The sequence below is a fragment of the Paenibacillus sp. P3E genome, assembly GCF_001909045.1.
GTDB lineage: Bacteria > Bacillota > Bacilli > Paenibacillales > Paenibacillaceae > Paenibacillus_AQ > Paenibacillus_AQ helianthi.
Window position 1 is genome coordinate 1 of sequence record NZ_LVWH01000192.1, and the last position, 26,717, is coordinate 26,717.

Consider the following 26,717-nt stretch of genomic DNA (forward strand, 5'->3'; position numbering starts at 1 on the left):
TTGTGAAAATATGCACAAGGGGGCAAGATTCAACATGAAAAAGAAAGCAGCCGCTGCTCTTATTCTCATTCTTTCTGTTATGCTGGTGATCGCGGGATGCGGCAACAACGGCAACAGCAACAACGCTGAGAGCAAGAGTAAGAACACTGAGACCAAAAAAGAAACAGAAGCAGTTTCAGGGGCATCTGAAGCAAGTTATACTCCGTACGATCAATTAAAAGATAAATACGATATCATTATTGTGGGTGCGGGTGGTGCCGGCATGTCGGCAGCGCTTGAGGCCAAGGCTAAAGGCCTGAATCCGGTTATCCTTGAAAAGATGCCGGTAGCTGGCGGCAATACGTCCAAATCCTCTTCCGGAATGAATGCTTCGCAGACGAAGTTCCAGAAAGAGCAAGGCATTGAAGACAGCAATGATTTATTTTATGAAGAGACCCTAAAGGGCGGTCATGGTACCAATGACAAAGAGATGCTTCGTTTCTTCGTTGACAATTCCGCGAGTGCGATCGACTGGCTGGATTCCATTGGAATCCGTTTGAACAACATCACAATTACCGGTGGTATGAAGGAAAAGCGCACACACCGTCCTGAAGACGGTTCGGCAGTAGGGCAATACCTGGTCAAAGGTTTGGTGAAAAACGTACAAGAAAAAGGCATTCCATTGTTCGTGAATGCTGATGTTAAGGAAATTACCGAAAAAGACGGTAAGGTTAATGGAGTCAAGGTTCTCTTTAACCAGGCCGATGAAAAAACAATAACAGGTTCTGCTGTGATTGTGACAACCGGCGGTTTTGGAGCCAATAAAGAAATGATTGCAGAGGTTAGACCGGATTTGGAAGGGTTGGTAACAACCAACCAGATCGGCAGCACCGGCGACGGGATTAAGATGATTGAGAAACTCGGCGGTACAACCGTCGATATGGATCAAATCCAGGTTCACCCGACAGTACAGCAGGAGAAATCCTATCTGATCGGGGAAGCCGTTCGCGGGGAAGGCGCTCTGCTCGTCTCCAGTGAAGGCAAACGGTTTGTTAACGAAATGGATACCCGGGATCATGTCACCGCAGCCATTAATAAGCTTCCTGAAAAGGCTGCGATCCTTGTCTTTGATTCCGGTGTCAGATCCCGTGTCAAAGCGATTGAACAGTATGATAAAATGGGATTTGTTCTTAAGGGTGATTCCATCGAAGCCTTGGCTAAAGAAATGGGTGTTCCTGCAGATCAGCTGAAGACAACCGTAGACACATGGAACACTGCGGTGAAGAATAAAAAGGATGCCGAATTCGGCAGAACTACCGGTATGGATCACGACCTGTCCGGTGCGCCATTCTACGCAATCAAAATTGGCCCTGGGATCCACTACACCATGGGCGGTGTGAAGATTAATACGAACACAGAAGTGCTTAATAAAGAAGGTCAACCAATCACAGGTCTGTTCGCGGCTGGTGAAGTGGTGGGCGGACTGCACGGTCAAAACCGGATCGGCGGCAACTCTGTAGCAGAAATTATTATTTTCGGACGTCAAGCAGGAATTAAGTCGGCTGAATTCGTACAAGCACAATAGCAGATCAGTTTTTTACCTGGAGGGTCGTCCCGGAAGCCGCGAAATGGCTGCCTGGGACGGCCTTTTTGGTGAGCTGGATTATGGTTGGACGCCCGCGAACGGAACGCAAGGAACAGTCCCTTAGGATACCGGAGAAGGTTTGGTTGTCCGGGTGAGAGAAAATAGTTCAAGCTCCGGCCGGGCTGTTCCTGCCAGGGTGTCGGACAGCAGTTCTGCAGCGATCATGCTATAGACCGTTCCATTCCCCCCGTATCCTTCGATGAAGTAACAATGGGGGTACTCTGGATGAGGACCAATAAAAGGCAGCCCGTCACGTGAGGTTCCGAATACACCACCCCATGAGAACTCCGCTTCTACTCCTTTGATCTCCGGAAAAAGTGCTTCAAGCTCTTCAAGCAGCCTCTGGCTCTGGGACAACACTCTGGTTTCCCTCTCCAAGGGACCCGTTAACTGTTCGTCCTTGCCTCCTGCAATGATGCGTCCATCAATAGTCGTGCGGAAATACAAATAAGGCCGGGCCGTTTCCCAGATCATGCTCTGCTCATGCCATTTGGGGAATTTCTTCAAGGGCCGGGTCATGATCGCGTAAGTGTTAATCAGCTCGGCTCCCCGGTCTTTTTTCATCTCCTGAGTTTCATAACCCATCGCAAAAATAACTTTTTTGGCGGAAATCCGGCCTTGCTCTGTGTAGCAGGTGACCCCGTCTGTACCGAACTCCCAATGGCGGGCCTTCGTATGTTCGTATACCCGGACACCACTTGCGTGGGCCTTATGAATCAGGCTGTGAAGCATACGGAATGGATTGGTATCCGCATCGCCTTTGGAGTAGAGTGCCGCAGGCTTGGAAAAAGAGTAATGTGCCTTAATCTTGTCTTCCTCCCAGAATTCTGCGTCGAAACCATGTGCCGCCAGATTTTCATACTCCAGCCTTAATGGAGCAACATCCTCCGGGAAGCTGGCATATAACAGGCTGCTTCTGGGAATAATGTGCGGATCAATATCCAGCTTGCCCGGGAGTTCCAGGATTTTACCGACAGCTTCCCGGCATAACTTGTAGAATAATAAGCCTTCCTCTGCTCCAAAAGTATTTATGCAGGAGGTAAGTGATTTGTCATTTGCCACCTGCAGCAAGCCTGTATTGGCGTGCGTGCTGCCGTGACCTACAGCCCTTTTATCAATCAATACAGTACTCGCTCCGCTTCTGGACAAACGGTATGAAGCCATTGCCCCTCCCATTCCCCCGCCTACGATCAGACAATCGCATGTGATATTCCCATCCAGCACAGGATATACAGGAAAATGGGGCAAAGTTCTCTCCCAGGGCGTCTTCCCGCTGAGTAATTCCATCTGTTGATCTCCCCTTTATGAGATTCCGATAAGGTATTATTGGTCGCTGTTCAGGCTCTCATACATCATTGAGGTCTTCTTTACGTGTAGGGAGCTGTGCTTTTTGGCACATATTTAGTTTCTATCCGCAGCATACTAATACGGCTTGAACCATATAGAAGGAGGGATACAAGAACATGCAATCTACGCAAATGCAGGCACTTAGCGGAAAAGAACTGGAATATATTGCGGACTCCATCTCCAATGAGGATCTGCTGATTAAGCAGCTGGCCGCAACCGCCGGCAGTACTCAGAACTCGACGGTGAACCAGATTTGCAACCAGCAAATCCAGAGCCATACCCATCACATGGGAATGCTGATTCAGCTTCTGCAGCAGCACCAGCAATATGCGCCCTCACAACCGCAGCAATAAGTGCTTTTAAGCATGAAATCTAAAATTATTCAAGGAGGTTATTAAGTGTACGCACAAAACGGAGCTCAATTTATGGCGGATGAAGATCTGTTAACTATGATTCTGGATGACCTGAAACGGACCGTACGCGAATATACGACAGCGGCTACAGAATCGAATTGTCAAACCGTGCGCCGGGTCTTCAATGACCTGACCATGGATACGCTTCGTATTCAAGGGGATTTGTATAACCAGATGTCTCAGATGGGATTCTATCAAGCACCGGACAAAGCCCTTCGCCAAGCCGTGGACAAGCAGATCCAAAGCGCACAGCAGATCCAGCAAAAAAGCCAACATTTTGTACAGCAAAAATTAAATGGGACTGGCGATTACAGACAGGCACCTAATGTATCGCAGCATCAGCCTAACGTGCAAAGTTCCTACTATATGTAACCCTGCTATCCCCTACCCGACGCAGCAAAGCTATCTCTTTCCTGCATCTCGGGGAGAATAAGCTTCTCCAGATCATGCAATCCGTTAACCCCGCTCCTGCGGGGTTATTTTGTTTGCAGAAGTGCCATTTTCATGTCATATTAGTATTAAACTCTTTTCGCAGGAGGGAAGGCATGAAGGAAATGAATGAACTGAAGAGGAAAGTGCTGGAACTGCTCAAGGAGGACGCGCGGAGCTCTACAGCACTGATGGCAACGCTGCTGGGAGCGGAAGAAGACGACGTCAAACAAGTGATTGAGCAAATGGAGAAAGACCATGTCATTGTTAAATATGCCACTGTTGTGAACTGGGATAAGGTGGACGATGAACGGGTCACAGCGCTGATTGAAGTCCAGATCACCCCGGAACGGGGCCGGGGCTTCGAGGGAATTGCTGAACGGATATATCTGTATCCCCAGGTGAAATCGGTCTACCTCATGTCGGGAGCCTATGATCTCTTAGTAGAAGTGGAAGGCCGGAATCTGCGGGAGGTCGCCAATTTCGTATCTGAGAAGCTGTCCCCAATTGATGCGGTGCTCTCGACCAAAACGAATTTCACGCTCAAAAAATACAAACAGGACGGTATCATCTTTGAAGAGCATGAGGAAGACAACCGTCTCATGATATCTCCGTAAAGGAAGTAATCATCTATGATCACGAATAACAGTCAGCATACCGGAGATACAGGCAAATCAATGAGTTCCTATTTGGCGCCGCTGGTCCAGCAGATTCAGCCTTCGGGCATCCGCAAGTTTTTTGATCTGGCGGCAGGCAGCAAAGATATTATTTCACTTGGGGTCGGGGAGCCGGACTTTAAGACGCCATGGCATGTTAGAGAAGCATGCGTATATTCGCTGGAGAGAGGTTTTACGGGCTATACCTCGAACGCGGGTATGCCGGAGCTTCGGGAAGGCATCGCCGAGTATTTGCACAACCGCTTCGCCGTTGATTATAATCCGGCCAATCAGATTATCGCCACAGTGGGCGGCAGTGAAGCCATTGATCTGGCCCTGCGCGCCTTGATCTCGCCCGGAGATGAGATTCTTATTCCTGAGCCTTGTTATATTTCCTATTCTCCGATTACCGCGATTGGCGGCGGGATTCCTGTCGGCATTGAAACGTTCGGGGAGAACAACTTCAAGCTTACCGCAGAGGGGCTGGAAGCCAAGATTACCCCGCGCTCCAAAATTCTGATTCTCTGTTATCCCAGCAACCCGACGGGTGCGATTATGAGCCGCGAGGACTGGGAGCCGATTGCCAAAGTTGTGGAAAAGCATGATCTCATCGTGATCTCCGATGAAATCTATGCGGAACTCACTTACGGCAGCAATCATGTCAGCTTCGCTTCGCTGCCGGGGATGATTGACCGGACGATTCTGGTTAGCGGCTTCTCCAAGGCATTTGCTATGACCGGCTGGCGAATGGGCTATGCTTGCGGACATCCGGACTTAATCTCCGCGATGCTGAAGATCCATCAATACACCGTCATGTGTGCGCCTTCCATGGGTCAGGTGGCTGCGCTGGAGGCATTAACCAATGGTATGGAAGAGAAGGACCGGATGACCGACTCCTATAACCAGCGCCGCCGCCTGATTGTCAAGGGCTTGCGTGATGCCGGACTGGAATGCCATGAGCCGCAAGGCGCATTTTACGCATTTCCGAGCATACGCCGCACTGGACTCACTTCCGACGAATTTGCCCAGCGGCTGCTGCTGGAGTATAAGGTAGCCGCGGTTCCCGGCAGCGTCTTTGGACTTGGGGGCGAAGGGTATCTCCGCTGCTCCTACGCCACTTCTGTCTCCCAGCTGAACGAGGCTGTAGAACGGATAGGGGCATTTGTCTCACAACTGGAACGTGAACATCTGTAATGAGGCAACAAAGATGAAGATAATCGGACTATAGCGGATCTCTTTATTGTATGGTATTATTTTACTCTGAGGACAAGAAACACCTGTGTTAGTACTTACATGGATTTTCTTTTCTGAATCATACATTTAGGAGGGATGATTGTGCTCAGCGCCGATTATTACTTGCCTTCCTATGGCGGGGAATGTTTGACCGGAAGCGGGAAAAGGCCCCCCAAGGGTGATGTTAACGCACACAGACTCTCTTTGGAAGATGAAATCCGTATTCTCCGCAGCAGAATGGAACAGCTTTTTGCACAGGAGAATTCGTTCACTTCGGCTAATGTGATCGAAATCAGCAGCCTGCTGGACCTGAAAATTAATGAATACATGAGAGGGCATTTCCGCAGACGCTGAAGCTGCGAATGTTCTTTGACTGGGGACCTCCGGGTCCCTTTTTTGTTGAGGTTAGACTGGCACAGACGGTGATATTCTTCCACGTCCGTAGACGGAGGGCAGGAGCGGCGTCATTCCGATGTCGGGGTCAGGCTTTAGGCATACAATGATTTCATACGAATGTGCACACGCTACTGACTGTGCTGTACAGGAAAGAGGATGAGGATCATGATGCAAGCTTAGAAAACCGTAAGTGTAGCAGAACATTCAATGGATAACCCTGGTTCAGGGAGTTATTTACATGTCAGAAATGCCGAACTTTGTTTGCCTTATCTACATAGGAGCGTTTAAACTAAGAATATGTGACTTTAGAGGCAGGAGGGACAAAGAATGGCGATCTATACACGTACGGGGGACAAAGGGGAAACATCAGTCATTGGCGGCCGCGTAGGCAAGGACGATGTACGCGTTGAGGCCTACGGAACGATTGACGAGCTGAACAGCTTTGTCGGCCAGGCGCGCAGTCTGATGGAGGACGAGAAGTTCACAGATGTGCGGGAGCAGCTGCTGGAGATTCAGCATGAGCTGTTCGACTGCGGCTCGGATTTGGCTTTTGTGAAGCTTAGTGAGAACAAATATAAGGTGAAAAGTGAGATGGCTGAGCGTCTTGAAGGCTGGATTGATGCACTGCAGGCAGAAAATCCGGTGCTGGAGCGCTTCATCCTGCCGGGAGGAAGCCAGTTGTCATCTGTGCTGCATGTCTGCCGTACGGTATGCCGCCGCGCGGAGCGCCGCGCAGTTACCTTGGGACGGAGTGCGGATATCAACCCGGAGGCAGTAATCTATCTGAACCGGCTGTCGGATTACTTTTTTGCGCTGGCCCGCACGGCCAATACACGGCTCGGGATTTCAGACGTAGAGTATGTGCGCAGCAAAAAGGTGTTCCGCAATTAACATGACAACGAGCTATTATTCACCCATTTCATATCAAGTGCCGCCGTCTGAGGACGGCTGGCTGCTTAAGACCATTCTGCAGAATCGGATGGATGTCTCCCGCAAGCTGCTGTCCCGGCTCAAAATGACGGACCAGGGCATTATGCTGAACGGGGAACGGGTCTATATCAGCGTGAAGGTAGCCGCTGGCGATACTGTGGAGATCCGCATGGAACAGGAGACTTCGGAGGATATTTTGCCGCAGCCGATTCCTTTTGAGATCCTGTATGAGGATGAGCATCTGCTGGTCGTCAACAAGGCGGCGGGAATCATTGTGCATCCTACCCACGGGCATTATACCGATACGCTTGCGAATGGAGTCGTCTACTATTGGGCGCAAAAGAGCGAGCAATTCCGATTTCGTCCCGTTCACCGGCTGGATCAGGAGACGTCGGGTGTGCTAGTCATTGCCAAGAATCCATACAGCCACCAGCATATTTCCGAGCAGATGATTGCCGGAACGGTGGACAAGCGCTACAACGCCTGGGTGCATGGTGTTCCTGCTGCGCCAAGCGGCGATATCGACGGCCCGATCGACCGCGACCCGGCGGAGCCGCACCGGCGGATCGTAACGCCGGAGGGTTATCCCTCTTTGACCCGCTACGAGGTCAAGGAGATGTACCCCGGCGCGGCCAAGGTCGAGCTGAAGCTGGAGAGCGGCCGCACCCACCAGATCCGGGTGCATATGGGCTCCATCGGCTGCCCGCTGATCGGTGACGGCATGTACCGTCACCCGCTATACGCCAAGGCGGGAGTGCCCGCCGGGGTGCCTCAGGCGCAGATTGCGGAGGAGCAAGCGCAACCGGAGCGCGTAGTGGAGCTGGATGGTTCAGAGCGCGCGCAATTGAAACGTATAATGGAGCTGGACGCCTCCATTCCGCGCCAGGCGTTGCACGCGGTTCGGCTGTCCTTCCAGCATCCTGTGCTGCGCACGGAGCTGGTTTTTGAAGCACCGCTGCCACCCGATCTGGCGCTGCTGCAGGAGAGACTGCAGCGGGATGCGGCCGGGGAGTAGCCAACGGCTCTGTGGGGAAATGAGAGGTAAAAGTGCCTTTGATTTCACCTCAAGCGAGCTATACGGGAAAAGGTTTGAAATTTTCAATGTACACCGAAGGAGCAGCTGATGAGTCACTTAAAAGTCTATCAATATCCTAAATGCAGCACCTGCCGCAGTGCCGTAAAATGGCTTAGGGAAGCCGGCCATGAGCTGGAGCTGCAGCATATAGCCGAGCAGCCGCCCACTGTGGCTGAACTGCGCGTGCTGGTGGCGGGCAGCGGGCTGGAACTGAAGAAGTTTTTTAATACAAGCGGAGAAGTGTATAAGAATCTTGGACTGAAGGATAAGCTGCCCAGTCTCGGCGAAGCGGAGCAGCTGGAACTGCTGTCCAGCAATGGCATGCTGATCAAACGTCCGATTGTCACTGACGGCACTAACGTTACCGTGGGCTACAAGGAAGAGCAGTACGCTGCTGCATGGAACAAGGCCTGATTCCTTCTACAACTGAAAATAAGAAGATACAAGGAGAGGTTACACATGAGTTCAGAAACGAAGGGCCGGGTAATGATCGTCGACGGAATGGCTCTGCTGTTCCGGGCTTTTTATGCGACCGCTTATGGAGGATATATCCGCAAGACTAAGGCTGGAATGCCGACGAATGCGGTGTACGGATTTTTGCAGTATTTCTTCGATGCGGTTAGCACGTTTGAGCCTTCCCACGTCGTCTGCTGCTGGGATATGGGCAAAGGGACCTTCCGCACCGAGAAATATGACGGCTACAAATCGAACCGGATTGATGCGCCGCTGGAGCTGATCCCGCAGTTCGATCTGGTCAAAGAGGTGGTAGCTGAGCTGGGTGTGCCGAATATCGGCCTGGTGGGCTATGAAGCAGATGATTGCATCGGCACGCTTGCGTCCTGCTACAGCGGAGAGTCCGAGGTCTATATTTTGACAGGAGATCATGATATGCTGCAGCTGGTCAGTGACAGCGTAAAGGTCGTGATTATGAAAAAAGGCCGCTCCAACTACAAAGTGTACGATCCTGCGGAGCTCCTGGAAGAAAGAGGGCTAACGCCTGCCCAGGTGATTGATCTGAAGGGCTTCATGGGCGATACCAGTGACAATTATCCCGGCGTACGCGGCATCGGGGAGAAGACAGCACTGAAGTTGCTGACGGAATACGGTACCGTGGAAGGCGTGATCGAGAATCTCCATCTGCTGCCCAAAGGAGTGCGCGCCAAAATCGAAGCTGATCTCGATATGCTCCATCTCTCGCGCGAGTTGGCCGAAATTCGCTGCGATGTGCCGGTAGTCTGTACACTTGCAGAATGCCTGTGGGAGCTGCAGCGCGAGAACGCGGCCCGCAAATTTCAGGAGCTGGAGTTCGGCAGCCTGATGCATTTAGTCGGCACGGTACAGGATGAACGGGGCATTGTGCAGATCGAGCTGGGGGATCTGGGTTAAGACTCCATTCCATCTATTCAGCAAGACGAACCACTGCCCAAATAGTTAATTTGTAGACATAGCGCTTCTTGTGCCGCCAGCGGCAGGGGGGCGCTTTTTGTTATTGACGAATGTGAAGCAAAGCTATTATAATGTTAATATACTTATTAAATAATTAATAAATACATTAATCTTAGAGAGGCGGCATTGGAATGGCTCAGCGTGCAGTGCTTAACACGGATATCCGCAAGGGAACGATTAACCGGAACATTTATGGACATTTTTCCGAGCATTTGGGACGGTGTATTTATGAGGGGATCTGGGTAGGAGAGGATTCACCGATTCCGAATACCAAGGGTATCCGCAATGATGTGGTGAAAGCGCTTAAGGAAATCCAGGTGCCAGTGCTGCGCTGGCCGGGCGGATGTTTTGCCGATGAATATCACTGGAAGGATGGCATTGGGGCACGCGAAGGCCGCAAACGGATGATCAACACTCACTGGGGCGGTACTGTGGAGAACAACCATTTTGGAACGCATGAGTTTATGGAGCTGTGCGCTATGCTGGAGTGCGAGCCTTATATCAACGGTAATGTAGGCAGTGGAACGGTACAGGAAATGTCCGAATGGGTAGAGTATCTGACCTTCAACGGCGTGTCTCCGATGGCTGAGCTGCGCATGAAGAATGGCCGCGAGGAAGCGTGGGCCGTCAAGTATTTTGGTGTAGGCAATGAAAACTGGGGCTGCGGAGGCAATATGCGTCCTGAGTTTTATGCTGATCTGTACCGGCAGTTCCAGACCTACGTCCGCAACTACGGGGACAACAAGATTCACCGGATTGCTTGCGGGCCGAATTCGGACGATTATCACTGGATGGAAGTGTTGATGCGCGAAGCTGCCAAGTTTATGGACTCCATCACGCTGCATTACTATACCGTTCCCGGCGCAACTTGGGAGCATAAGGGTGCGGCTACCGGCTTTGAAACTTCGGAATATTTCACAACACTGGAAAAGGCGCTGCACATGGAAGAATTGGTATCCCGCCACAGCGTGATTATGGACAAATACGATCCTGAGAAAAGAGTCGGCCTGATCGTAGATGAATGGGGTACCTGGTATGATGTGGAGCCGGGCACGAACCCGGGCTTCCTGTATCAGCAGAACACGATCCGCGATGCGCTGGTTGCCGGATTGACACTGAATATTTTCCACAAGCACAGCGACCGTGTGCGGATGGCGAATATTGCCCAGACGATTAACGTGCTGCAGGCCGTTATTCTTACCGAAGGCGAGAAAATGCTGCTGACTCCGACTTATCATGTATTTAATATGTACAAGGTGCATCAGGACGCCGAACTGCTCGATCTGACGCTGGACAGCGGTTCTTACAGCTATGACGGTAAGGAGATTCCGGAAGTATCCGCTTCGGCATCGGTAACAGCTGAAGGTGTCATTCATGTAAGCCTGTGCAACCTGAATCATGCATCCGCAGCGGTGCTTCCGCTGGAGCTGCGCGGACTTGCCGGTAAAGCGGTGCAGATTTCCGGCACTACGCTTGCCGGGGCAACCATCGATGCCCATAACTCGTTCAGTGAGCCGGAAGCGGTTGCTCCGCAGCTCTTCACTGCCTTCAAGCTGGAAGGAGATACGCTTACTGTGGAACTGCCGGCGATGTCGGTAACGGTACTGGAAATTACACCGAACGCATAAAAGGAGTACTGTTATGGCCACAACCTCTGCCTGCAAAGGCTGCCGGGACGATTATAAAGTAACAGAAGCACAGATCGCCCGTATAATGGCGTCATCCATGTTCAATGAAGGCAACACCGCTTCAGATCAGGTGTATACGGAGCGGGTCGCCATCTGCAGGACCTGCCCCAAACTGCAGGATGGCGTAACCTGCACGGCCTGCGGCTGCATCATACCGGTTGTGGCCCGGCTGAAAGCGCGCGGTTGTCCGCTCCCCGGCGGCGGTCTATGGCAGCCTGTTAACGAATAGGCGCGTACAGAAGTCGTCAGGCCAGGCAGTCTAGAATACAGCATCGCATGAATATGACTGAACCCAAAACCCCCGAATTCCACCAGTTTGGTAAACTGTGGAACTCGGGGGTTCTTATTTTTGTTCACTCACGTATAAGCGGGCTTAAGCAGATCCAGCCGCCTCACTGCTATCCGGCATATCTGTATAGTATAGATCAACCAGCATGTCTTCGTTGTAATTGCCAAACCCTTTGCCGAACAGGGTAAGGCCCCCGATATGCTCGGCGTCCTCTTCCACTGAAAGCATGAACGTCCATTGTTTGCTGCGAATGCCCACCTGGTCAAGCGTAACCTCAGACAGTTTATGACCATCCATAAAAGTGCCCTTGGGCGTAACCCTCAGCTGCTTGAGCAATCCATATTGATTGGTGAGTGCAGGCCACCAGGAGGGTGTATATTTGCCCTGTCTGTCTCCGTAATCGCCGGGACTGGTCCAAAAGCCAAGTTTGTGCCCGTTCAGGGTGAAGGTGATGTCCGAAGGCCAATTGTTATTGATGGACGGCGCTTCTGAGGCAATCTCCATCGTTATAACCAGTTCCTCGGGCTGCTGGCTGGACAGCAGAAAGTTGGGGATTTTATATTCGACATACCCTTTGCCAAACCAGAGAATACCGGCATTCATCCGCTCCAGATCCCAGAAATAACGCGGATCGTCAAAGCTGCCGATGACTTGCTCGGTCGTAGCCAGTCCACAGGTCGGTTCGATCTGGAAATTCGAATAATGCCCGACCGGAATCTCATTCCGGTGGCTTTTGCGCTCCGTTTTGTCTTGGCCCGGGAACAGAATCTCAGCATGGTCCACGGCAATCGTGCAGATCTTCTGCAGGCCGCTCCGTCCCGGAGCCATATGGGTGCGGATCAGCCCGGCGGCTTCCAGCTTACGCACATGCATGGTCATGATCGCACTGCTGAGCTTGACCGATCCGGCTAATTCCTTGACATTCATGGGCTGAACGGCGAGCAGACGGAGCATATGCAGGCGTACAGAGCTGGATAATGCTTCGTACACCGGCAGGGATTCTTCAGTAAGATCAAGTTTCATGAAAGGCCTCCGATTCAGGATTATAGTTAATAATTATATTACTCAAGTGGCATTCTTACAAGCTTCCTGCGGCTGCACTTTTATCACAGACATGTGTGAGCGATGTCCGCTATGATGTACAGGATGAATCAGCGACGAAACAAGGTGCCTTTGATTGTATATCAAGGGATAACAGGGAATCGGGTGCAACTCCCGAGCGGTCCCGCCACTGTAAGGAAGAGCCGGCTTTCAAAAGGTCACTCGGTGATAGCTCCGGGGAAGACGAAAGCCATGCTGTGATCCCGAGCCAGGAGACCTACCTTGTTTGCGCACACACGACTCTACGCGGATAGGAGCGGTGTACGAACGGATGATCAGATGGGGGTGCGCTGCTTGTTTTGGCGGCGGAGCAGCCTTCTCTTTGTGATCTGAACACGTACATATAACTCCCACCCCCTCAGGGCGGGAGTTTTTGGTTTGAAAGGTAAGAGTGTATATGTTTCATGCATATGAAAATTAAGGATGGAGGTTTTTGAATGCACAAACGCAGTTTTTGGCGTTTTGCAGCTTTGGTCTGTGTATTTGCCGTTTATTTGTTGCTGAATGAACCGGGCACAGCTGAAGCGATGCACATTATGGAAGGTTTTTTACCGGTAGGCTGGGCGTTGTTCTGGTGGGCGGCCTTTCTGCCATTCTTTTTACTTGGAGTCCGTAAGCTTACCCGAATCACCCGGGACAATCCCGAGCTGAAGCTGCTGATGGGTCTGTCGGGTGCCTTCACATTTGTGCTGTCCGCCCTCAAAATGCCGTCGGTAACCGGAAGCAGCTCCCATCCTACAGGGACGGGACTTGGCGCTGTGATGCTGGGGCCGCTGCCGATGAGCGTGATCGGATCGGTTGTGCTGTTGTTCCAGGCACTGCTGCTGGCGCACGGCGGAATTACTACACTTGGCGCGAACGCCTTCTCCATGGCGGTGGCCGGACCTTTTGCCGGTTATGCGGCCTATAGGCTGATCATGAAACTGAACGGCCGGGAAAAGCTGGCGGTGTTCTGTGCGGCTGCGGTAGCGGATCTGATGACTTATGTCGTCACTTCCTTTCAGCTTGCGGTGGCTTTTCCGTCGGCAGATGGCGGCGTGCTGGCTTCCTTTGCTAAATTTGGCGGTATATTTGCCGTGACCCAGATTCCGCTGGCAGTCAGCGAAGGACTCTTGACCGTGCTGCTCTGGAACTGGCTGAAGGCTTACAGTCCGCAGGAGCTGTCACTGCTCAAACGTGCAGCCGGGGGAGGCGGCGAACGGTGAAGAACAAATGGAGAAACCTGTTGATGCTGCTCGCAGTGATTCTGCTGGTGGTCCTGCCGCTTCTGCTTGTGAACGGGGATTTCGGCGGAGCCGATGACGCGGCCGAGAGTGCAATCACGGAGATTGATCCCACATACAAGCCCTGGTTCAAACCGCTGGCTGAGCTGCCGGGTGAGACGGAGAGCATGCTGTTCGCGCTGCAGGCAGCCCTTGGTGCAGGAGTGATCGGCTATACGCTGGGTCTCTTGAGGGGAAGACAGGACCGGCAGAACCAGCAGAACCGGCAGAAGCTGAATGATTAGAAGAATGGATGCGTTATCCTGCAACAATGCCCTGAGGCAGCTGTCCCCGATGTGGAAGAGCCTTTTTGCGGCAGTTATGTTCATACTCGCTTATGTGCTGCATCCGGCGCTTCAGATGCTTATTGCACTCTGGATGATACGGTGGTGTCTTCTCTACGCCAAAATCCCCCCGCGCGCTTATGGCCTTCTTGTCGGCACAGCGTTGTTGTTCTTCGGCCTCAGCCTGCCGGCATTGCTGGTGGAGTTCGGCCATCCGGCTGCCGGAGAGGCTTCTTGGCATCTGCAGATTCCAGGCATGTCCCGGGTTCTGTACATGACCCCGGCAGGGGGAATGCGGGCTGTGCTGCTGCTGGCCCGGGTGTCAGCCTGCCTGGCCTGCTGCCTGTTCATTATACTGACGACACCGTTTGGCGAGCTGCTGCAGGTGCTCCGCCGGCTGCGGATGCCGCAGATTGTGCTGGAACTGATGCTGATTATGTACCGCTTCCTGTTCCTGCTGGATGACACAGCCCATGGACTGCTTCTGGCCAGGCGCCTGCGCGGCGGTCAAAGGGGCTTCTGGTCGAAGCTGCAGGAGGCTGCAAGTATGGCAGCTTCACTGTTCGCAAACACCATGCACCGGTACTATGGGCTGTCGCAGGGGCTGGCAACCCGGGGATTTACCGGGGAGATTCTTTTACCGCCCTATGTGAAGCGCACAGTGCCGCGAAGGTTTGCCTTTGAAGCCTATGCCGGAATCGCGCTCCTGGTGGCTGCACAACTGTGGCTGCTATGGGCTTGATGCGAAAGATGATGATCCATGAGTGAAGCCGCCTGGAGAAGAGGAGCCACATGAACATAGATTACAGTTTGGCCTTTGAAGATGTTGTGTTTCATTATCCGGACACGATGGAGCCTGCACTCCGCGGGTTGACCGTGGCCGTCCCAAAGGGCTGTAAAACAGCCTTGCTTGGACATAACGGTTCCGGTAAATCAACGTTATTTCTCCATGCGGTAGGCCTGCTGCGGCCGCAAAAGGGTACGCTGCTGCAGGCGGGGCTGCCTGTATCTTACGCAAAAAAAGAACTGGCCGCCCTGCGCCGCAGAGTCGGTCTGGTGTTTCAGGACCCTGAGCAGCAGCTGATCTTGAGCACGCCAATGGAGGATATCTCCTTCGGGCTGCGGGGCACCGGTATGGATGAGAAGGAAATTGAATCACGTTGTGCTGCCGTTCTGGAGCAATTGAACCTTACTGCTCTAAAGGATAAACCCATCCATCAGCTCAGCCTGGGCCAGAAAAAGCGCACGGCGCTTGCAGGCGTAATAGCGATGGAACCGGAGCTGATCTTGCTCGACGAGCCAACGTCTTACCTGGACCCGCTGTCCGAGGCACAGCTTCTAGATGGCCTGGACAGTATACACCGTAAGGGCACAACTGTGGTTATGGCCACGCACGATATGAATCTGGCTTACCGCTGGGCGGACTGGATCATCGTGCTCGATCATGGCTCCTGCCGGGCCGCCGGAACGCCGGATGATATTTTTGCGGGGCCGGAGACTCTGCAGGCGATTGGCCTGGAGCTCCCGCTGCTGGCAGAGCTGTGGCACAGCCTGCCCCTGCACGTAACGCAAGGAGTCACGGCTCCCCGGAATGCCGGGGATTTCAAGGCGCTGCTTGGCAGTCTGCTGGGTGAAAGGATGGACGGGTAGTGTCAGGCTAGCCGGTTGGTTAGGAACTACGGTGAGGGTTAATGCGCTGATGCAGGCCATAGAGGAAGCAGTTGAACAGCATTACACACGAACGGGGGAACAAGAATGAACAAGCTAGGAAAGCTGCTGATTATCGGCTTTGGGCCTGGTGCTATGGAGCATATTACGGGCCGCGCTTTAACGGCGCTGGAAGAAAGTGAGGCCGTGATCGGCTACAGCACTTATGTGGACTTGATCCGGCCGCTTCTGCGCCATCAGGAAGTTGTCGGTACAGGCATGACCGAGGAGGTTAGCCGGGCCCAGGAAGCGGTTCGCCGGGCCGAAGCCGGGCAGACCATTGCGGTCATCTCCAGCGGAGATGCGGGTGTATATGGAATGGCGGGGCTGGTCTACGAAGTGCTGATCGAACGGGGCTGGACCCCCGACACTGGTGTAGAGGTCGAAGTGATTCCAGGGATATCGGCCATTCAATCCTGCTCCTCACTGCTAGGGGCACCGATTATGCACGATTCCTGCACGATCAGCCTGAGTGACCATCTTACGCCTTGGGAGAGCATTGCGGCACGTGTAGAAGCGGCGGGAGCCGCGGACTTCGTAATTGCCTTTTACAATCCGCGCAGCGGGAAGCGTACCCACCAGATTGAAGAGGCCCGTCAGATTCTGCTCCGCTACCGGGAACCTGCCACTCCGGTCGGGATCGTAAAAAGCGCCTACCGTGACCGGCAGCAGACCATCGTCACGACGCTTCAGGATATGCTGAATCATGAGATCGGTATGCTCTCGACGGTGATCGTCGGGAATTCCGCCACAATAGTCTATGAAGGCCTCCTGGTTACACCGCGCGGCTACGGGCGCAAGTATAGCCTAGGCGCAGATACGCAGGTATTGAAGCCGCACGAACGGCTGCGGACCTCAGCGGAGCCTTGGTCGCTGGCGGCGGCACTGGCAGGCGGTGAAGCTTCCACTACTGGGCAGACCTTGGCTGGTCCGGTACTGAAAGTGCAAGCAGAACGTGAAACGGATGCAGTGAACGCGGGAGCGGTGCTGAACGTCGGGTATCCACCGGAAGTCAATGAGCCCGCAGCGGTAGGGCTAAACGAATCGCCTCCGGGCGACTACGTGAAGGTGAAAACCTGTGGCTTTTGTGACTTGAGAAAAGAAGGTGCCCGGGCAGCGGCAGAACGGTTATTTCAACAGCTGAACGGCCGATCTACGCCTAGAGAACTGCAGATCAGCGTAACTGGCTGCGGGATGGCGTGCAACTCAGCGGTGCTGGAGGATATCGGCCTTATCTATTCCAAAGGAAGCTTTGAACTGTACCTTGGCGGCAAAAAATCCGGACGTGCCGCACATGCGGGCACACGGGTCCGTGAGGAAATGAACGAAGAGGAAGCGATAGCCGCTGTAACAGCGGTTGTGGAACAATACTGTGCGCAAGGCTATCCGAATGAGCGGTTTTATACTTTTTTTGAACGGATGGGCCGGGGAATTGCTGTGAACTTTACAAGTTCGAAGAGCATACTGCATGCTGAACACAAGCATCTGCAGAACCCGGAAAGTGCCCGCCGGAGAACGGCTGTGCTGTTAGTAGGACATGGCAGCCGTGTGGAAGAGGGGAATGAGGAGCTGCGGAGTTTCACCAGTTTGCTGGCTGCCCGGAGGCCGGAGCTTACGATTGAAACCTGCTTTATCGAGTTGTCGGCCCCATCCATTTCCGAAGGGATAGATCAATGTGTGCGTGGAGGAGCCGGTAAGGTCTATGTGGTGCCGATTATTTTGTTCGCGGCGGGACATTCCAAGCTGGATATTCCGATGGCTCTGGATCAAGCAAAGCTGAAATATCCGGGTGTGGAATTTATCTATGGCCGACCGATTGGCGTGCAGGAGAGAGCGGTAGACATTCTGATGGACCGCATCGCCGGGGCTATGCCGTTGTCGCGGCCGATTCAGGCATCTGCACGGCTGGAGACGGCAGCTGCACTGTCAGAGGAAAAGGTCAATGTACCAGATGAAGACACCATTGTGCTGATCATGGGCCGGGGAGGCAGTGACCCGGATGCGAACAGTGACCTCTGTAAACTTACACGGATGCTCTGGGAAAGAACTTCCTATAAAAGCGTCGAGGCCTGCTTTATTGCCATGGCCAAGCCTTCGCTGAACGCAGGGTTGGAACGGTGCCTGGCACTTGGCGCACGTAAAATCATCGTGCTGCCGTATTTATTGTTCACTGGGGTGCTGATGAAGCAGTTCAGCGAAACGGTGAACGATTTTGCTGAAGCTCACCCGGAGATTGAAGTAGAGGCAGGGAGCTATCTAGGCTCACACCCGCTGCTGTCCGCTATGCTGCTAGATCGGATTGATGAGACTATAGCAGGCCGGACCGCAGCCAACTGCGACAATTGCAAATACCGCGATGAAGCATCTATTCATCACCATCATCACCACCACCATCACTGTGAAGAGGGGCATAATCACGGCTCCCATGGGGGAGAAGGCCATGGATGTGGTCACGGGCACGAATGCGGTCACGGGCATCATGGCGGACATCACGGGCACGATCACACGCACGATCACACGCACGATCACACGCACGATCACACGCATGATCATCATGTACACAACCATGAGACAACAGTAGGTGTACCTGCAACTGCGGCTGGAGAGGCTGCGGGTACCCTGACCCCGTCTGATGTTTCACGGGATGTGCTGCACCCGGCAACGGCTCCAAAGGCGCGCTGACCGCGATGATATTTATGCTGTGTGGTACCAGTGATGCCCGTGAATTAGCGCTGACCCTGTCCCGTGAAGGGTTTAGGCTGCTGGCATCCGTCGTGACGGTAAGCGGTGCGGAACGCCTTGAAGCAGCAGGCATTCCGGCCAGAGTCGGAAGGCTGGATCAACAAGGAATGATCGCCTGTCTGCGGGAGAACGGCTGCAGCGCCATCATCGATGCAAGCCATCCCTTTGCACAGGAGGCGCATGCCCATGCGATGGGAGCCGCTGCTGCGCTAGGACTGCCCTATCTGCGGTATGAGCGGCGCAGCGTCAGTTATGACAAGCATCCACGATTGATTGTTGTGCATTCCTATGAAGAGGCTGCCCGCAGGGCCAAGCAGCTGGAAGGCTCTATTATGCTGACTACCGGCGGCAAAACTTTAGAGATTTTTACAGAACAGCTGCTGGGTGATTCTGCGATCCGGCTGACAGTAAGACTGCTGCCCTGTCTGGAAAATATACAGAAATGCCTCTCCCTTGGGATAGAGCAGCGCAACATCATTGCGCTGCAGGGACCCTTTTCACGGGAACTGAACGAAGCATTGTATAGACAGTACGGTACACATGTCATGGTTACAAAAGAGAGCGGCGCCGAAGGTTCCCTCGATGAGAAGGTTTATGCGGCGCTTGATATGGGAATCTGCGTCATTTTGATTGCCCGCCCCCAAACGGTCTTTGGAGATAGCAGCCGGGTGTATCAGTCCTTTGAAGAGATGGTCTCCGCGGTTACAGCTTGTATTAAGAAATGAGGGATAACTATGGAGTTTGGCACGGATTTTAAGCCGCTTACGGTGCAGCCGCAGGAAATAGAAAGCCTGAGCTTTCAAATGATAACCCGGGAGCTGGGGGAGCATGAATTTAGCCCTTTACAGTACCCGGTCGTGCAGCGGATTATTCATGCTTCTGCCGATTTTGAACTGGGACGGAGTCTGGTGTTTCATCCCCGGGCGATGGAGGCGGGAATTTCCGCTATGTTGGAAGGGAAGCCCATTATTGCAGATGTGCGTATGGTGGAAGCCGGGATTGCCAAGGAGCGGATTCACAAATACGGCGGCGAGGTCCGGGTACATATCTCTGATCCGGATGTGATTGAGGCTGCCAAGGCGGAAGGGACAACCCGCGCCATCCTCGCAACCCGCAAAGCCTGCGCCGAAGCGCCTGGCGGGATCTATGTGATTGGCAATGCGCCAACGGCGCTGCTGGAATTGATCCGTCTGATCAAAGAAGGTGCTGCACAACCGGGACTCGTGATCGGCATGCCGGTCGGTTTTGTATCTGCTGCCGAGTCGAAGGATGAGCTGCGCAAGCTGGATATTCCTTATATCACTAACATCGGACGCAAGGGCGGAAGTACGGTTGTGGTTGCAGCAGTCAACGCACTCAGCCTGCTGGCCGTCCGTCAAGCGGCAGAATCACAGAAACAGGGATAGTAGAGCGGTGGTGAAAATACGCTAAAACAGCAGAGAAAGGGGGGCATTCAGCTCATGGGACAACAGGAGTCACTTGATTTGCAGGGCCGTAAGCCCAGCGCGAATTTGGAGGATGTTGATCCCCCGGCGGCGCTGCGCCGGGGCTACACGACGGGTGCCTGTGCTGCCGCAGCCGCCAAAGGCGCAGCACTTCTGCTGATTACGGGCGAAGTTCCTCAGCGTGTGGAGATTGGTTTGCCCGCCGGTTTCCGGCATACGTTCGAGCTGACGGGGGGCGGTCGCAGCGGCATGGACTCGGCATTCTGTGCAACTGTAAAGGATGCCGGAGATGACCCGGATGCGACGCATCGGGCCAGGATTGAGGCAGCTGTAAGCTGGAGCGATATACCTGGCGTAGAGATTGATGGTGGCAAAGGTGTGGGGAGAGTGACCAAGCCGGGATTGCCGGTGCCGGTTGGGGAAGCAGCGATTAATCCGGTGCCCCGGCGCATGATCCTGGAGGAGGTATCCGAGGTGCTTGAGGAGCATGGCGCCGCCCGGGGGCTGCGGGTGGTCATCAGTGTGCCGGAAGGCGAAGCCATTGCACTGAAAACGTTAAATCCCCGGCTTGGCATCCTCGGCGGCATTTCCATCCTGGGTACGCGCGGCGTGGTAACGCCGTTCTCCACCGAAGCCTATAAGGCGAGCGTGGTGCAGGCGATTTCAGTCGCTGCGGCAATGGGGAACCAACAGATTATTTTGACCACCGGCGGCAGCAGTGAGAAATATGCTATGGCGATGTTCGAAGCGCTTCCGGAGGAAGCTTTTATCCAGATGGGGGAATATGTCGGCTACTCGCTGGAACACGCCAAGGCCTTCGGAATCCGCAAAGTTACGCTGGTAGGAATGGCAGGCAAGTATTCGAAGGTCGCGCAGGGCGCCATGCTGATTCATTCCAAACATGCTCCGGTCGACTTCAGTTTTCTGGCCAGGATTGCAGCGGAGTCGGGGGCAGATTGCGGACAGGTAGCGGAGATTGCCGGAGCCAATACAGCCTCACAGGTTGTGGACTACATGACGGAGGCCGGGAATGGCGTTTTTTTTGAGCAGCTGTGCCTGCATGCCTGCAGGCATTGTCTGGAGCATGTGCATGGCGGCATGACGGTGGAGATGGTGCTGATCACCATGAAGGGCCGGGTGCTGGGAAGGACGGAGATCCGTGGCTGACATTATATATATTATTGGTATCGGTGAGGACGGAGCCGGAGGCTTGACCCCGGATAGCCTGAGCAAGGTGCATAGAAGCGAAGTGCTGCTCGGAGGGGAGAGGCAGTTATCTTTTTTTAACACCTACCAAGGGGAAAAGATTGTGCTGAAGAACGGCCTGAAGGCCTTTGCAGACAAACTGGAGGAAGTATGGAAAGAGCGCCGTGCCGTGGTGCTGGCTTCGGGAGACCCGCTGTTTTTTGGCATTGCCGGGTATCTGGTCCGCAGATTCGGCCCGGAGCATGTCGAGGTGATTCCGCATTACAGCAGTGTGCAGCTTGCGTTTGCCCGTCTCGGGGACAGCTGGCAGGATGCGGAATTGGTCAGTCTGCACGGCCGTCCAATACGGGGGCTGGCCCAGCGGATCGACGGTAAGCGCAAAATCGCTTTGCTGACCGATGAGGTCAACAGCCCTGCAGTCATAGGAGCCTATTTATGCGAGTTTGGAATGACGGAATATGAGGCATTTGTCTGCGAGCGGCTGGGCGGGGAAGAGGAGGCCTGCCGGTTCTGGGAGCTGGATGAGCTGGGAAAAGGGAGCTTTGCTCCGCTGAACGTGGTGATCCTGCGGCGCAAGACGGAGGCTGTCCGTGAAGTGCGGCGGGGATTTGCCTATCCCGACGAAACCTTCCAGCAGCGGCGTCCGGAGAAAGGCCTGATCACGAAGCGCGAGGTGCGGGCCTTTGTCCTGTCAGAGCTGAATTTATCCGAGGACGCAGTGGTCTGGGATATCGGTTCCGGATCGGGGGCAGTGGCGGCGGAGTGCGCGCGGATTGCCCGCCTCGGCAAGGTATACGCCCTTGAAAAAAGTGCAGAGAACCTGCCCAACATGGAAGCCAACCGCCGTAAATTCCGCGCTGATTTTGAGATCATCCATGACACAGCACCCCTTGGCCTGAACCGGCTGCCGGACCCGGATGCGGTGTTTATCGGCGGCAGCGGAGGCAACCTGAAGGAGATTATTTCCCTCTGTGCTCAGCGGCTGCGGCCCGGAGGGCGGCTTGTTATCGGAGCGATAACGGTTGAGACGCTCTATTCCAGTATGGAGTCGCTGAAGCTTGAAGGAATGGCTGTCGAAGTGACGCAGATTCAAGCTTCCCGGGGGAAGCCGATTCTCGGCATGACCCGGTTTGAGGGGATGAACCCCGTTTACGTGGTAAGCGGCCGCAGGCAGGACTGCAATAACCCCAAAGATTAGGATGTTGCACTTACTTAGCAGTACATAGGAGGGAAGCGCAGATGACAACACAAGAAATGGATAACAGGACCGGCACCTTGTACGGTGTGGGCGTGGGTCCAGGTGATCCTGAGCTGATTACACTGAAGGCCTGCCGTTTGCTGAAGGAATGTCCGGTGATTGCCTACCCGGCTACCAAAAAGGGCGGGAAATCCTATGCCCACGAGATTGTAGAGCTGCATGTTAATGCAGACGAAAAGGTTATGCTGGGCCTGGTGTTCCCGATGACCAAAGACCCGGATCTCCTGGCCAGCGGCTGGAACCGTACGGCAGAACTGTGCTGGAACGAGCTGAAGCTGGGCCGGGATGTTGCTTTTGTGACGGAGGGCGATCCGAATCTGTACAGCACCTTCATTCATCTGGCCCGGCTGATGCAGGAGCAGCATCCAGGTGTACCGGTTGTTTCAATTCCGGGGATTTCGTCGGTGCTGGGGGCCGCTGCGGCGCTGGAACAACCGCTTGCCGACGGCAATCAGCGGGTGGGGATTATTCCGGCTACGGACGACCGCGAGGCGCTGAAGGAGGCGTTGCTGCATCATGATACAGTAGTGTTTTTAAAGGTGGCGAAGGTACTGGACCTGGTGCTGGATGTGCTGGACGAGCTGGGCCTTGAAGGAAAAGCATCTGTAGTCACCAAGGTGACCTCCCCGTATGAAACGGTGTGGCGGGATGCACGCGAGCTGCGTGGTCATGAGCTGGAATATCTGAGTCTTATGGTGGTGAGCAAATGACGAAGTCGAGCTTAGAGCCAAAGGTTTATATTGTAGGAGCCGGCCCGGGTGATCCCGAACTGATTACGGTAAAAGGCAGCCGGATCCTGCGCTCCGCGGATGTGGTGCTGTACGCAGATTCATTGGTTAGCGGGGAGCTCATTGCCGGCGCCAAGCCGGGAGCCGAGGTGCTGCAGAGCTCGGGAATGGATCTCGAGCAGCAGGTAGAGATCATGGCAGCGGCGGTGAAGAAGGGGAAGAGCGTAGCCCGCGTCCATACTGGCGACCCTTCCATGTACGGGGCGATTCTGGAGCAGATGTCGCTGCTGAAGCTGTGCGGTGTCAGCTATGAGATCGTGCCGGGGGTCAGCTCTGTATTTGCTTCCGCGGCGGCGCTGGGCGCCGAGCTGACGGTACCGGACCTGACGCAGACGGTGATTCTGACCCGTGCCGAAGGGCGGACACCGGTGCCGGAGCGGGAGCAGCTGCGGCAGCTGGCTTCGCATCACTGCACCGTAGCCCTGTTCCTCAGCGCTTCACTGGCGGGACATGTGTCTGCAGAGTTTCTCGCTGCCGGGTGGAGTCCGGACACGCCTGTGGCTGTTGTGAAGCGGGCGACCTGGCCGGACCAGCAGATTCTGCGGACAACGGTGTCCCGTCTTGCAGATGATCTGCGGGATGCGGGCATTACCATGCATGCGATGATCCTCGCCGGCTGGGCGCTTGATCCGGCGCTTACTGATCGTGATCAGCACCGTTCCAAGCTGTACGACAAGACGTTTACCCACGGCTGCCGGGAAGGAGCCGAATCCGATGGCTAGCCGGTATGCGGCGGTTGCTATTACCACAAACGGCATCCGTCTGGCGCTGAAGCTGGGAGCGCTGCTTGCGGATACGGAGGTGTATGGTTATGCCAAGTACAGCGGAGACTTGCAAGAGACTTCAAGCGCCCTCCAGGTGTTCGCGGAGCCGGTCAGAGAGCTGCTTCCGAAGCTGTTCCGGCAGTACGAAGGGATTATTCTATTCTTTTCGCTGGGGGCGGCGGTCAGGCTGATAGCTCCTCTGCTGACGGATAAAAGAACCGACCCCGCCGTCATCGTTATTGACGAAAGCGGAGAGCATGTCATCAGCATGCTCTCCGGGCATCTGGGCGGGGCCAACAGGCTGACGCTGCAGATCGCGCAGCTGCTGGACAGCCATCCGGTGATCACTACCGCCTCGGATGTGCAGGGCATCTTCTCCGTGGATCTGCTCGGTGCAGAGTTCGGCTGGCGCGCAGACCACTTCGCGCCGATGAAAACGGTCAGTGCCGCCCTGGTCAACGGGGAGGCGGTGGCCTTCCTGCAGGAGAGCGGCGAACGCAGCTGGCTGCCGCCGGGAGCGGTTCTGCCTGCCCATGTCCGCCTCTGCGGAAGCATGGCAGAGCTGCAGGAAGCACCGTTCAGCGCGGCGATCGTGGTCACGGACCGGCTATTGACCGGGCCGGAGTCGGCGGCACTGGGCGAGCGGGCCGTAGTCTACCGTTCGCGCAGCCTTGTGCTTGGGCTCGGCTGCAACCGTGGCACCTCGCAGGAGGAGCTTGAAACGGTGGTGCAGGATACACTGGTGGAGCTGGGGCTTTCGCTTCTTAGTGTCCGCAATGTTGCCACCGCAGGGATCAAAGGGGATGAAGCTGGTCTGGTAGCCTTATGTGCAAAATACGGCTGGAAGTTGGCCTTATATTCGCCGGAGCAGCTGAATACGGTCGTGCTGGAGCAGCCTTCGGAGACGGTCTTTAAGGCGACTGGAGCTTACGGCGTCTGCGAGCCGGCAGCCCTGCTGTCCTCAGGTGCCCGCGATCTTGTGCTCAAGAAGAAAAAAAGCGGTAATGTAACCATTGCTGTAGTGAGAGTCAGGTTTAACGAAGCGGGGGAGAGCTTGCATGAATGAGGAGAGCAGAGCGGAGCGGGAGCGGCCTTCACAGCTCCGTCCGCGCTTTGTGGTGGCCGGCACAGGTAGCGGATCAGGCAAAACAACGGTGACACTGGGACTGCTCCGGGCGTTTGCCCGGCGCGGTCTTACCGTACAGGCCTTCAAATGCGGCCCGGATTATATCGATCCTGCCTACCACGCGGCTGTAACGGGACGGCCGGCCCGGAATCTGGATGCCTGGATGACCTCCAGCGAATATATGCTGGAGTATTATTTGCGTTCCTCGGAGGCCGCCGATCTGTCGGTCATTGAAGGCGTTATGGGGCTGTATGACGGTAAAGAGGCGACCGCGCTTACCGGATCAACGGCGGAAATTGCCCTGCTCACGGATAGTCCGGTGCTGCTGGTGGTGGATGTGCGCAGCATGGGCCGCAGTGCGGCCGCGATTGTCCTAGGCTTCCAGTTGCTGGAGCCAGGGGTGCATATCGCAGCAGTGATCGTGAACTGCTGCGGCAGCGCCAGCCATTACCGGACAGTCAAAGCGGCGATTGAAGTGGCTTGCCATATTCCGGTCATCGGATGGCTGGAACGGGACCGGGGACTGGATATCCCGGAGCGGCATTTAGGACTGCTGCCTGCTGTCGAACGCGGTGAGCTGGAGCCGTTATTCGACCGCGCCGCAGACCTGCTGGAGGCCGGTACCGATCTGGATCTGCTGCTGGAGCTTGCTGCGGCAGCGCCGGCCCTTCGCTATCCTAAAGCGAAGGGACTTGGGTCGGACGAGGTTTCAGCAGCCGGGAAACCGTCAGAGGATACTCCCCAAGCGATGGTCACTGCATATGATCCTGCGCCGGTCATCGCTGTTGCACGGGATGCGGCATTCAATTTTTATTATGCCGATAATCTGGAGCTGCTGGCCCAAGCCGGGGCAAGGCTGGCTTACTTCAGTCCGCTTAGCGGCGAGGGTGTACCGCCACAAGCAGACGGAATCTACATCGGTGGCGGCTTCCCGGAAGAATTTGCTGCCGGGATCGCCGGAAATAGTATCTTCATGGATGGCCTAAGGGCTGCTGCGGCAGCCGGGATGCCGCTGTACGCGGAATGCGGCGGCTACATGGTGCTGGCCCGGAGTCTTACCGACCGGAGCGGGGCTATGCATCAAATGGCCGGGATTATCCCCGCTGACACGGTCATGCAGAAGCAGCGCGCTGCACTCGGCTACCGCGAAGTAACCGCCCGGGCAGACTGCCTGTTACTGAAGCAGGGAGAACGCCTGCGTGGTCACGAATTCCACTATTCCCAGATGAACTATGCACAGGGAGAGTCACAGTTGTATGCCTATGACAGTCATGGCAGAAGCGGCAGCCAGCCGGAAGGGTATGTATCCGGGAATGTCATGGCAGCCTATGCGCATATCCATCTGGCTTCCTATTTTCCGGCAGCAGCCCGGCTTGTAGAAGCCTGCCGTATCTACCGGGGGAGAAAGACAGGCTTCCTGGAGTCATAAGGCTGATACCTTTGAAGGAGGATTGAGTTTGGCTGACCAGAATGGACTGTTCGCACATTTGGGGGACGGTGAAGCCTTT

Annotated in this window: 27 protein-coding genes and 1 riboswitch; of the genes, 25 read left to right on the top strand and 2 right to left on the bottom strand. The window is 54.7% G+C overall.

The genetic code is table 11. The features are described from left to right. Window positions 1-34: 34 nt before the first annotated feature. Window positions 35-1,564: a flavocytochrome c gene (locus A3842_RS22920; protein ID WP_074084666.1), complete on the top strand. Its 1,530-nt coding sequence runs from the start codon at window positions 35-37 to the stop codon at window positions 1,562-1,564. Window positions 1,565-1,684: 120 nt separating this feature from the next. Here the strand turns inward: A3842_RS22920 and A3842_RS22925 are convergent, their stop codons facing one another. Next, window positions 1,685-2,911: an NAD(P)/FAD-dependent oxidoreductase gene (locus tag A3842_RS22925; RefSeq protein ID WP_074102850.1), complete on the bottom strand. Its 1,227-nt coding sequence runs from the start codon at window positions 2,909-2,911 to the stop codon at window positions 1,685-1,687. A gap of 176 nt (window positions 2,912-3,087) precedes the next feature. On the opposite strand from A3842_RS22925, the gene A3842_RS22930 reads away from it, so the two are divergent. From A3842_RS22930 to A3842_RS22980, 11 genes are all read left to right on the top strand, one after another. Next, on the top strand, window positions 3,088-3,324 hold the full coding sequence (locus A3842_RS22930) for a hypothetical protein (RefSeq protein WP_054939665.1): 237 nt from the start codon (window positions 3,088-3,090) through the stop codon (window positions 3,322-3,324). Window positions 3,325-3,369: 45 nt separating this feature from the next. Beyond that, window positions 3,370-3,756 carry a spore coat protein gene (locus tag A3842_RS22935; protein ID WP_074084664.1) on the top strand — a complete coding sequence of 129 codons (387 nt, stop codon included), beginning with the start codon at window positions 3,370-3,372 and terminating at the stop codon, window positions 3,754-3,756. Window positions 3,757-3,929: 173 nt separating this feature from the next. Further along, window positions 3,930-4,430, top strand: a complete 501-nt coding sequence (locus A3842_RS22940; RefSeq protein ID WP_074084663.1) for an Lrp/AsnC family transcriptional regulator — start codon at window positions 3,930-3,932, stop codon at window positions 4,428-4,430. Window positions 4,431-4,445: 15 nt separating this feature from the next. Then, window positions 4,446-5,663, top strand: a complete 1,218-nt coding sequence (locus A3842_RS22945; RefSeq protein WP_074102851.1) for an aminotransferase class I/II-fold pyridoxal phosphate-dependent enzyme — start codon at window positions 4,446-4,448, stop codon at window positions 5,661-5,663. Window positions 5,664-5,798: 135 nt separating this feature from the next. Continuing rightward, on the top strand, window positions 5,799-6,056 hold the full coding sequence (locus A3842_RS22950) for an aspartyl-phosphate phosphatase Spo0E family protein (protein WP_083606739.1): 258 nt from the start codon (window positions 5,799-5,801) through the stop codon (window positions 6,054-6,056). Window positions 6,057-6,425: 369 nt separating this feature from the next. Then, entirely contained in the window at window positions 6,426-6,989 is a 564-nt protein-coding gene (locus tag A3842_RS22955; RefSeq protein ID WP_074102852.1) for a cob(I)yrinic acid a,c-diamide adenosyltransferase, read from the top strand. 1 nt (window position 6,990) lies between these two features. Further along, window positions 6,991-8,043: an RluA family pseudouridine synthase gene (locus A3842_RS22960; RefSeq protein WP_074102853.1), complete on the top strand. Its 1,053-nt coding sequence runs from the start codon at window positions 6,991-6,993 to the stop codon at window positions 8,041-8,043. Window positions 8,044-8,151: 108 nt separating this feature from the next. Beyond that, window positions 8,152-8,517 (top strand): arsenate reductase family protein, encoded by a 366-nt coding sequence (locus tag A3842_RS22965; RefSeq protein WP_074084659.1) that lies wholly within the window; start codon window positions 8,152-8,154, stop codon window positions 8,515-8,517. A 45-nt stretch (window positions 8,518-8,562) separates the two neighbouring features. Further along, the gene (locus A3842_RS22970; RefSeq protein ID WP_074102854.1) at window positions 8,563-9,489 is read left to right on the top strand and encodes a 5'-3' exonuclease; all 927 of its coding nucleotides are present in this window, start codon (window positions 8,563-8,565) and stop codon (window positions 9,487-9,489) included. A 191-nt stretch (window positions 9,490-9,680) separates the two neighbouring features. Next, window positions 9,681-11,177, top strand: a complete 1,497-nt coding sequence (locus A3842_RS22975) for an alpha-N-arabinofuranosidase (RefSeq protein WP_074102855.1) — start codon at window positions 9,681-9,683, stop codon at window positions 11,175-11,177. 13 nt (window positions 11,178-11,190) lie between these two features. Next, complete coding sequence (locus tag A3842_RS22980; protein WP_074102856.1) at window positions 11,191-11,466, top strand: DUF6171 family protein; 276 nt, start codon at window positions 11,191-11,193, stop codon at window positions 11,464-11,466. 144 nt (window positions 11,467-11,610) lie between these two features. Here the strand turns inward: A3842_RS22980 and A3842_RS22985 are convergent, their stop codons facing one another. Continuing rightward, window positions 11,611-12,549 carry an ArsR/SmtB family transcription factor gene (locus A3842_RS22985; protein ID WP_074102857.1) on the bottom strand — a complete coding sequence of 313 codons (939 nt, stop codon included), beginning with the start codon at window positions 12,547-12,549 and terminating at the stop codon, window positions 11,611-11,613. Window positions 12,550-12,674: 125 nt separating this feature from the next. After that, a riboswitch (cobalamin riboswitch) is annotated at window positions 12,675-12,866 on the top strand. A gap of 198 nt (window positions 12,867-13,064) precedes the next feature. Here A3842_RS22985 and A3842_RS22990 point away from each other — a divergent pair. From A3842_RS22990 to A3842_RS23065, 13 genes are all read left to right on the top strand, one after another. Next, the gene (locus tag A3842_RS22990) at window positions 13,065-13,832 is read left to right on the top strand and encodes an energy-coupling factor ABC transporter permease (RefSeq protein ID WP_074102858.1); all 768 of its coding nucleotides are present in this window, start codon (window positions 13,065-13,067) and stop codon (window positions 13,830-13,832) included. Further along, a complete protein-coding gene (locus tag A3842_RS22995) occupies window positions 13,829-14,134 on the top strand; it encodes an energy-coupling factor ABC transporter substrate-binding protein (protein ID WP_074084653.1) in 306 nt (101 codons plus the stop codon). The genes A3842_RS22990 and A3842_RS22995 overlap by 4 nt, the downstream gene beginning before the upstream one ends. Then, a complete protein-coding gene (gene cbiQ / locus A3842_RS23000; protein ID WP_074102859.1) occupies window positions 14,127-14,915 on the top strand; it encodes a cobalt ECF transporter T component CbiQ in 789 nt (262 codons plus the stop codon). The genes A3842_RS22995 and cbiQ overlap by 8 nt, the downstream gene beginning before the upstream one ends. A 50-nt stretch (window positions 14,916-14,965) precedes the next feature. Continuing rightward, complete coding sequence (locus tag A3842_RS23005; RefSeq protein ID WP_074102860.1) at window positions 14,966-15,823, top strand: energy-coupling factor ABC transporter ATP-binding protein; 858 nt, start codon at window positions 14,966-14,968, stop codon at window positions 15,821-15,823. Between the two features lie 105 nt (window positions 15,824-15,928). Then, complete coding sequence (cobJ, locus tag A3842_RS32665) at window positions 15,929-18,562, top strand: precorrin-3B C(17)-methyltransferase (protein WP_178382396.1); 2,634 nt, start codon at window positions 15,929-15,931, stop codon at window positions 18,560-18,562. Window positions 18,563-18,567: 5 nt separating this feature from the next. Continuing rightward, complete coding sequence (cobK, locus tag A3842_RS23030) at window positions 18,568-19,347, top strand: precorrin-6A reductase (RefSeq protein WP_074102861.1); 780 nt, start codon at window positions 18,568-18,570, stop codon at window positions 19,345-19,347. A 9-nt stretch (window positions 19,348-19,356) separates the two neighbouring features. Further along, complete coding sequence (locus tag A3842_RS23035) at window positions 19,357-20,028, top strand: precorrin-8X methylmutase (protein ID WP_074102862.1); 672 nt, start codon at window positions 19,357-19,359, stop codon at window positions 20,026-20,028. 54 nt (window positions 20,029-20,082) lie between these two features. Beyond that, window positions 20,083-21,234 (top strand): cobalt-precorrin-5B (C(1))-methyltransferase, encoded by a 1,152-nt coding sequence (locus A3842_RS23040; RefSeq protein WP_083609698.1) that lies wholly within the window; start codon window positions 20,083-20,085, stop codon window positions 21,232-21,234. After that, entirely contained in the window at window positions 21,227-22,471 is a 1,245-nt protein-coding gene (locus A3842_RS23045; RefSeq protein WP_074102863.1) for a bifunctional cobalt-precorrin-7 (C(5))-methyltransferase/cobalt-precorrin-6B (C(15))-methyltransferase, read from the top strand. The genes A3842_RS23040 and A3842_RS23045 overlap by 8 nt, the downstream gene beginning before the upstream one ends. A 41-nt stretch (window positions 22,472-22,512) precedes the next feature. Beyond that, window positions 22,513-23,241 carry a precorrin-2 C(20)-methyltransferase gene (gene cobI / locus A3842_RS23050; protein WP_256701819.1) on the top strand — a complete coding sequence of 243 codons (729 nt, stop codon included), beginning with the start codon at window positions 22,513-22,515 and terminating at the stop codon, window positions 23,239-23,241. Continuing rightward, complete coding sequence (gene cobM, locus A3842_RS23055; RefSeq protein ID WP_074084647.1) at window positions 23,238-24,041, top strand: precorrin-4 C(11)-methyltransferase; 804 nt, start codon at window positions 23,238-23,240, stop codon at window positions 24,039-24,041. The genes cobI and cobM overlap by 4 nt, the downstream gene beginning before the upstream one ends. Beyond that, window positions 24,034-25,149: a cobalt-precorrin 5A hydrolase gene (locus A3842_RS23060; RefSeq protein WP_074102864.1), complete on the top strand. Its 1,116-nt coding sequence runs from the start codon at window positions 24,034-24,036 to the stop codon at window positions 25,147-25,149. Before cobM ends, A3842_RS23060 begins: the two co-directional genes overlap by 8 nt. Continuing rightward, a complete protein-coding gene (locus A3842_RS23065) occupies window positions 25,142-26,638 on the top strand; it encodes a cobyrinic acid a,c-diamide synthase CobB (RefSeq protein WP_074102865.1) in 1,497 nt (498 codons plus the stop codon). Before A3842_RS23060 ends, A3842_RS23065 begins: the two co-directional genes overlap by 8 nt. Window positions 26,639-26,717: the final 79 nt, after the last annotated feature.

What these genes read in the sequence shown, in the direction of transcription:
- cobJ (WP_178382396.1), top strand. Translation starts at nt 15,929, where the DNA reads ATGAACAAGCTAGGAAAGCTGCTGATTATCGGCTTTGGGCCTGGTGCT.
- A3842_RS22955 (WP_074102852.1), top strand. Translation starts at nt 6,426, where the DNA reads ATGGCGATCTATACACGTACGGGGGACAAAGGGGAAACATCAGTCATT.
- cobI (WP_256701819.1), top strand. Translation starts at nt 22,513, where the DNA reads ATGACAACACAAGAAATGGATAACAGGACCGGCACCTTGTACGGTGTG.
- A3842_RS22985 (WP_074102857.1), bottom strand. Translation starts at nt 12,549, where the DNA reads ATGAAACTTGATCTTACTGAAGAATCCCTGCCGGTGTACGAAGCATTA.
- A3842_RS23060 (WP_074102864.1), top strand. Translation starts at nt 24,034, where the DNA reads ATGGCTAGCCGGTATGCGGCGGTTGCTATTACCACAAACGGCATCCGT.
- cobK (WP_074102861.1), top strand. Translation starts at nt 18,568, where the DNA reads ATGATATTTATGCTGTGTGGTACCAGTGATGCCCGTGAATTAGCGCTG.
- A3842_RS22990 (WP_074102858.1), top strand. Translation starts at nt 13,065, where the DNA reads ATGCACAAACGCAGTTTTTGGCGTTTTGCAGCTTTGGTCTGTGTATTT.
- A3842_RS22930 (WP_054939665.1), top strand. Translation starts at nt 3,088, where the DNA reads ATGCAATCTACGCAAATGCAGGCACTTAGCGGAAAAGAACTGGAATAT.
- A3842_RS22965 (WP_074084659.1), top strand. Translation starts at nt 8,152, where the DNA reads ATGAGTCACTTAAAAGTCTATCAATATCCTAAATGCAGCACCTGCCGC.
- A3842_RS22950 (WP_083606739.1), top strand. Translation starts at nt 5,799, where the DNA reads ATGATTGTGCTCAGCGCCGATTATTACTTGCCTTCCTATGGCGGGGAA.
- cbiQ (WP_074102859.1), top strand. Translation starts at nt 14,127, where the DNA reads ATGATTAGAAGAATGGATGCGTTATCCTGCAACAATGCCCTGAGGCAG.
- A3842_RS23005 (WP_074102860.1), top strand. Translation starts at nt 14,966, where the DNA reads ATGAACATAGATTACAGTTTGGCCTTTGAAGATGTTGTGTTTCATTAT.
- A3842_RS23040 (WP_083609698.1), top strand. Translation starts at nt 20,083, where the DNA reads ATGGGACAACAGGAGTCACTTGATTTGCAGGGCCGTAAGCCCAGCGCG.
- A3842_RS22925 (WP_074102850.1), bottom strand. Translation starts at nt 2,911, where the DNA reads ATGGAATTACTCAGCGGGAAGACGCCCTGGGAGAGAACTTTGCCCCAT.
- A3842_RS23035 (WP_074102862.1), top strand. Translation starts at nt 19,357, where the DNA reads ATGGAGTTTGGCACGGATTTTAAGCCGCTTACGGTGCAGCCGCAGGAA.
- A3842_RS22975 (WP_074102855.1), top strand. Translation starts at nt 9,681, where the DNA reads ATGGCTCAGCGTGCAGTGCTTAACACGGATATCCGCAAGGGAACGATT.
- A3842_RS22940 (WP_074084663.1), top strand. Translation starts at nt 3,930, where the DNA reads ATGAAGGAAATGAATGAACTGAAGAGGAAAGTGCTGGAACTGCTCAAG.
- cobM (WP_074084647.1), top strand. Translation starts at nt 23,238, where the DNA reads ATGACGAAGTCGAGCTTAGAGCCAAAGGTTTATATTGTAGGAGCCGGC.
- A3842_RS23065 (WP_074102865.1), top strand. Translation starts at nt 25,142, where the DNA reads ATGAATGAGGAGAGCAGAGCGGAGCGGGAGCGGCCTTCACAGCTCCGT.
- A3842_RS22920 (WP_074084666.1), top strand. Translation starts at nt 35, where the DNA reads ATGAAAAAGAAAGCAGCCGCTGCTCTTATTCTCATTCTTTCTGTTATG.
- A3842_RS22945 (WP_074102851.1), top strand. Translation starts at nt 4,446, where the DNA reads ATGATCACGAATAACAGTCAGCATACCGGAGATACAGGCAAATCAATG.
- A3842_RS22960 (WP_074102853.1), top strand. Translation starts at nt 6,991, where the DNA reads ATGACAACGAGCTATTATTCACCCATTTCATATCAAGTGCCGCCGTCT.
- A3842_RS22970 (WP_074102854.1), top strand. Translation starts at nt 8,563, where the DNA reads ATGAGTTCAGAAACGAAGGGCCGGGTAATGATCGTCGACGGAATGGCT.
- A3842_RS22980 (WP_074102856.1), top strand. Translation starts at nt 11,191, where the DNA reads ATGGCCACAACCTCTGCCTGCAAAGGCTGCCGGGACGATTATAAAGTA.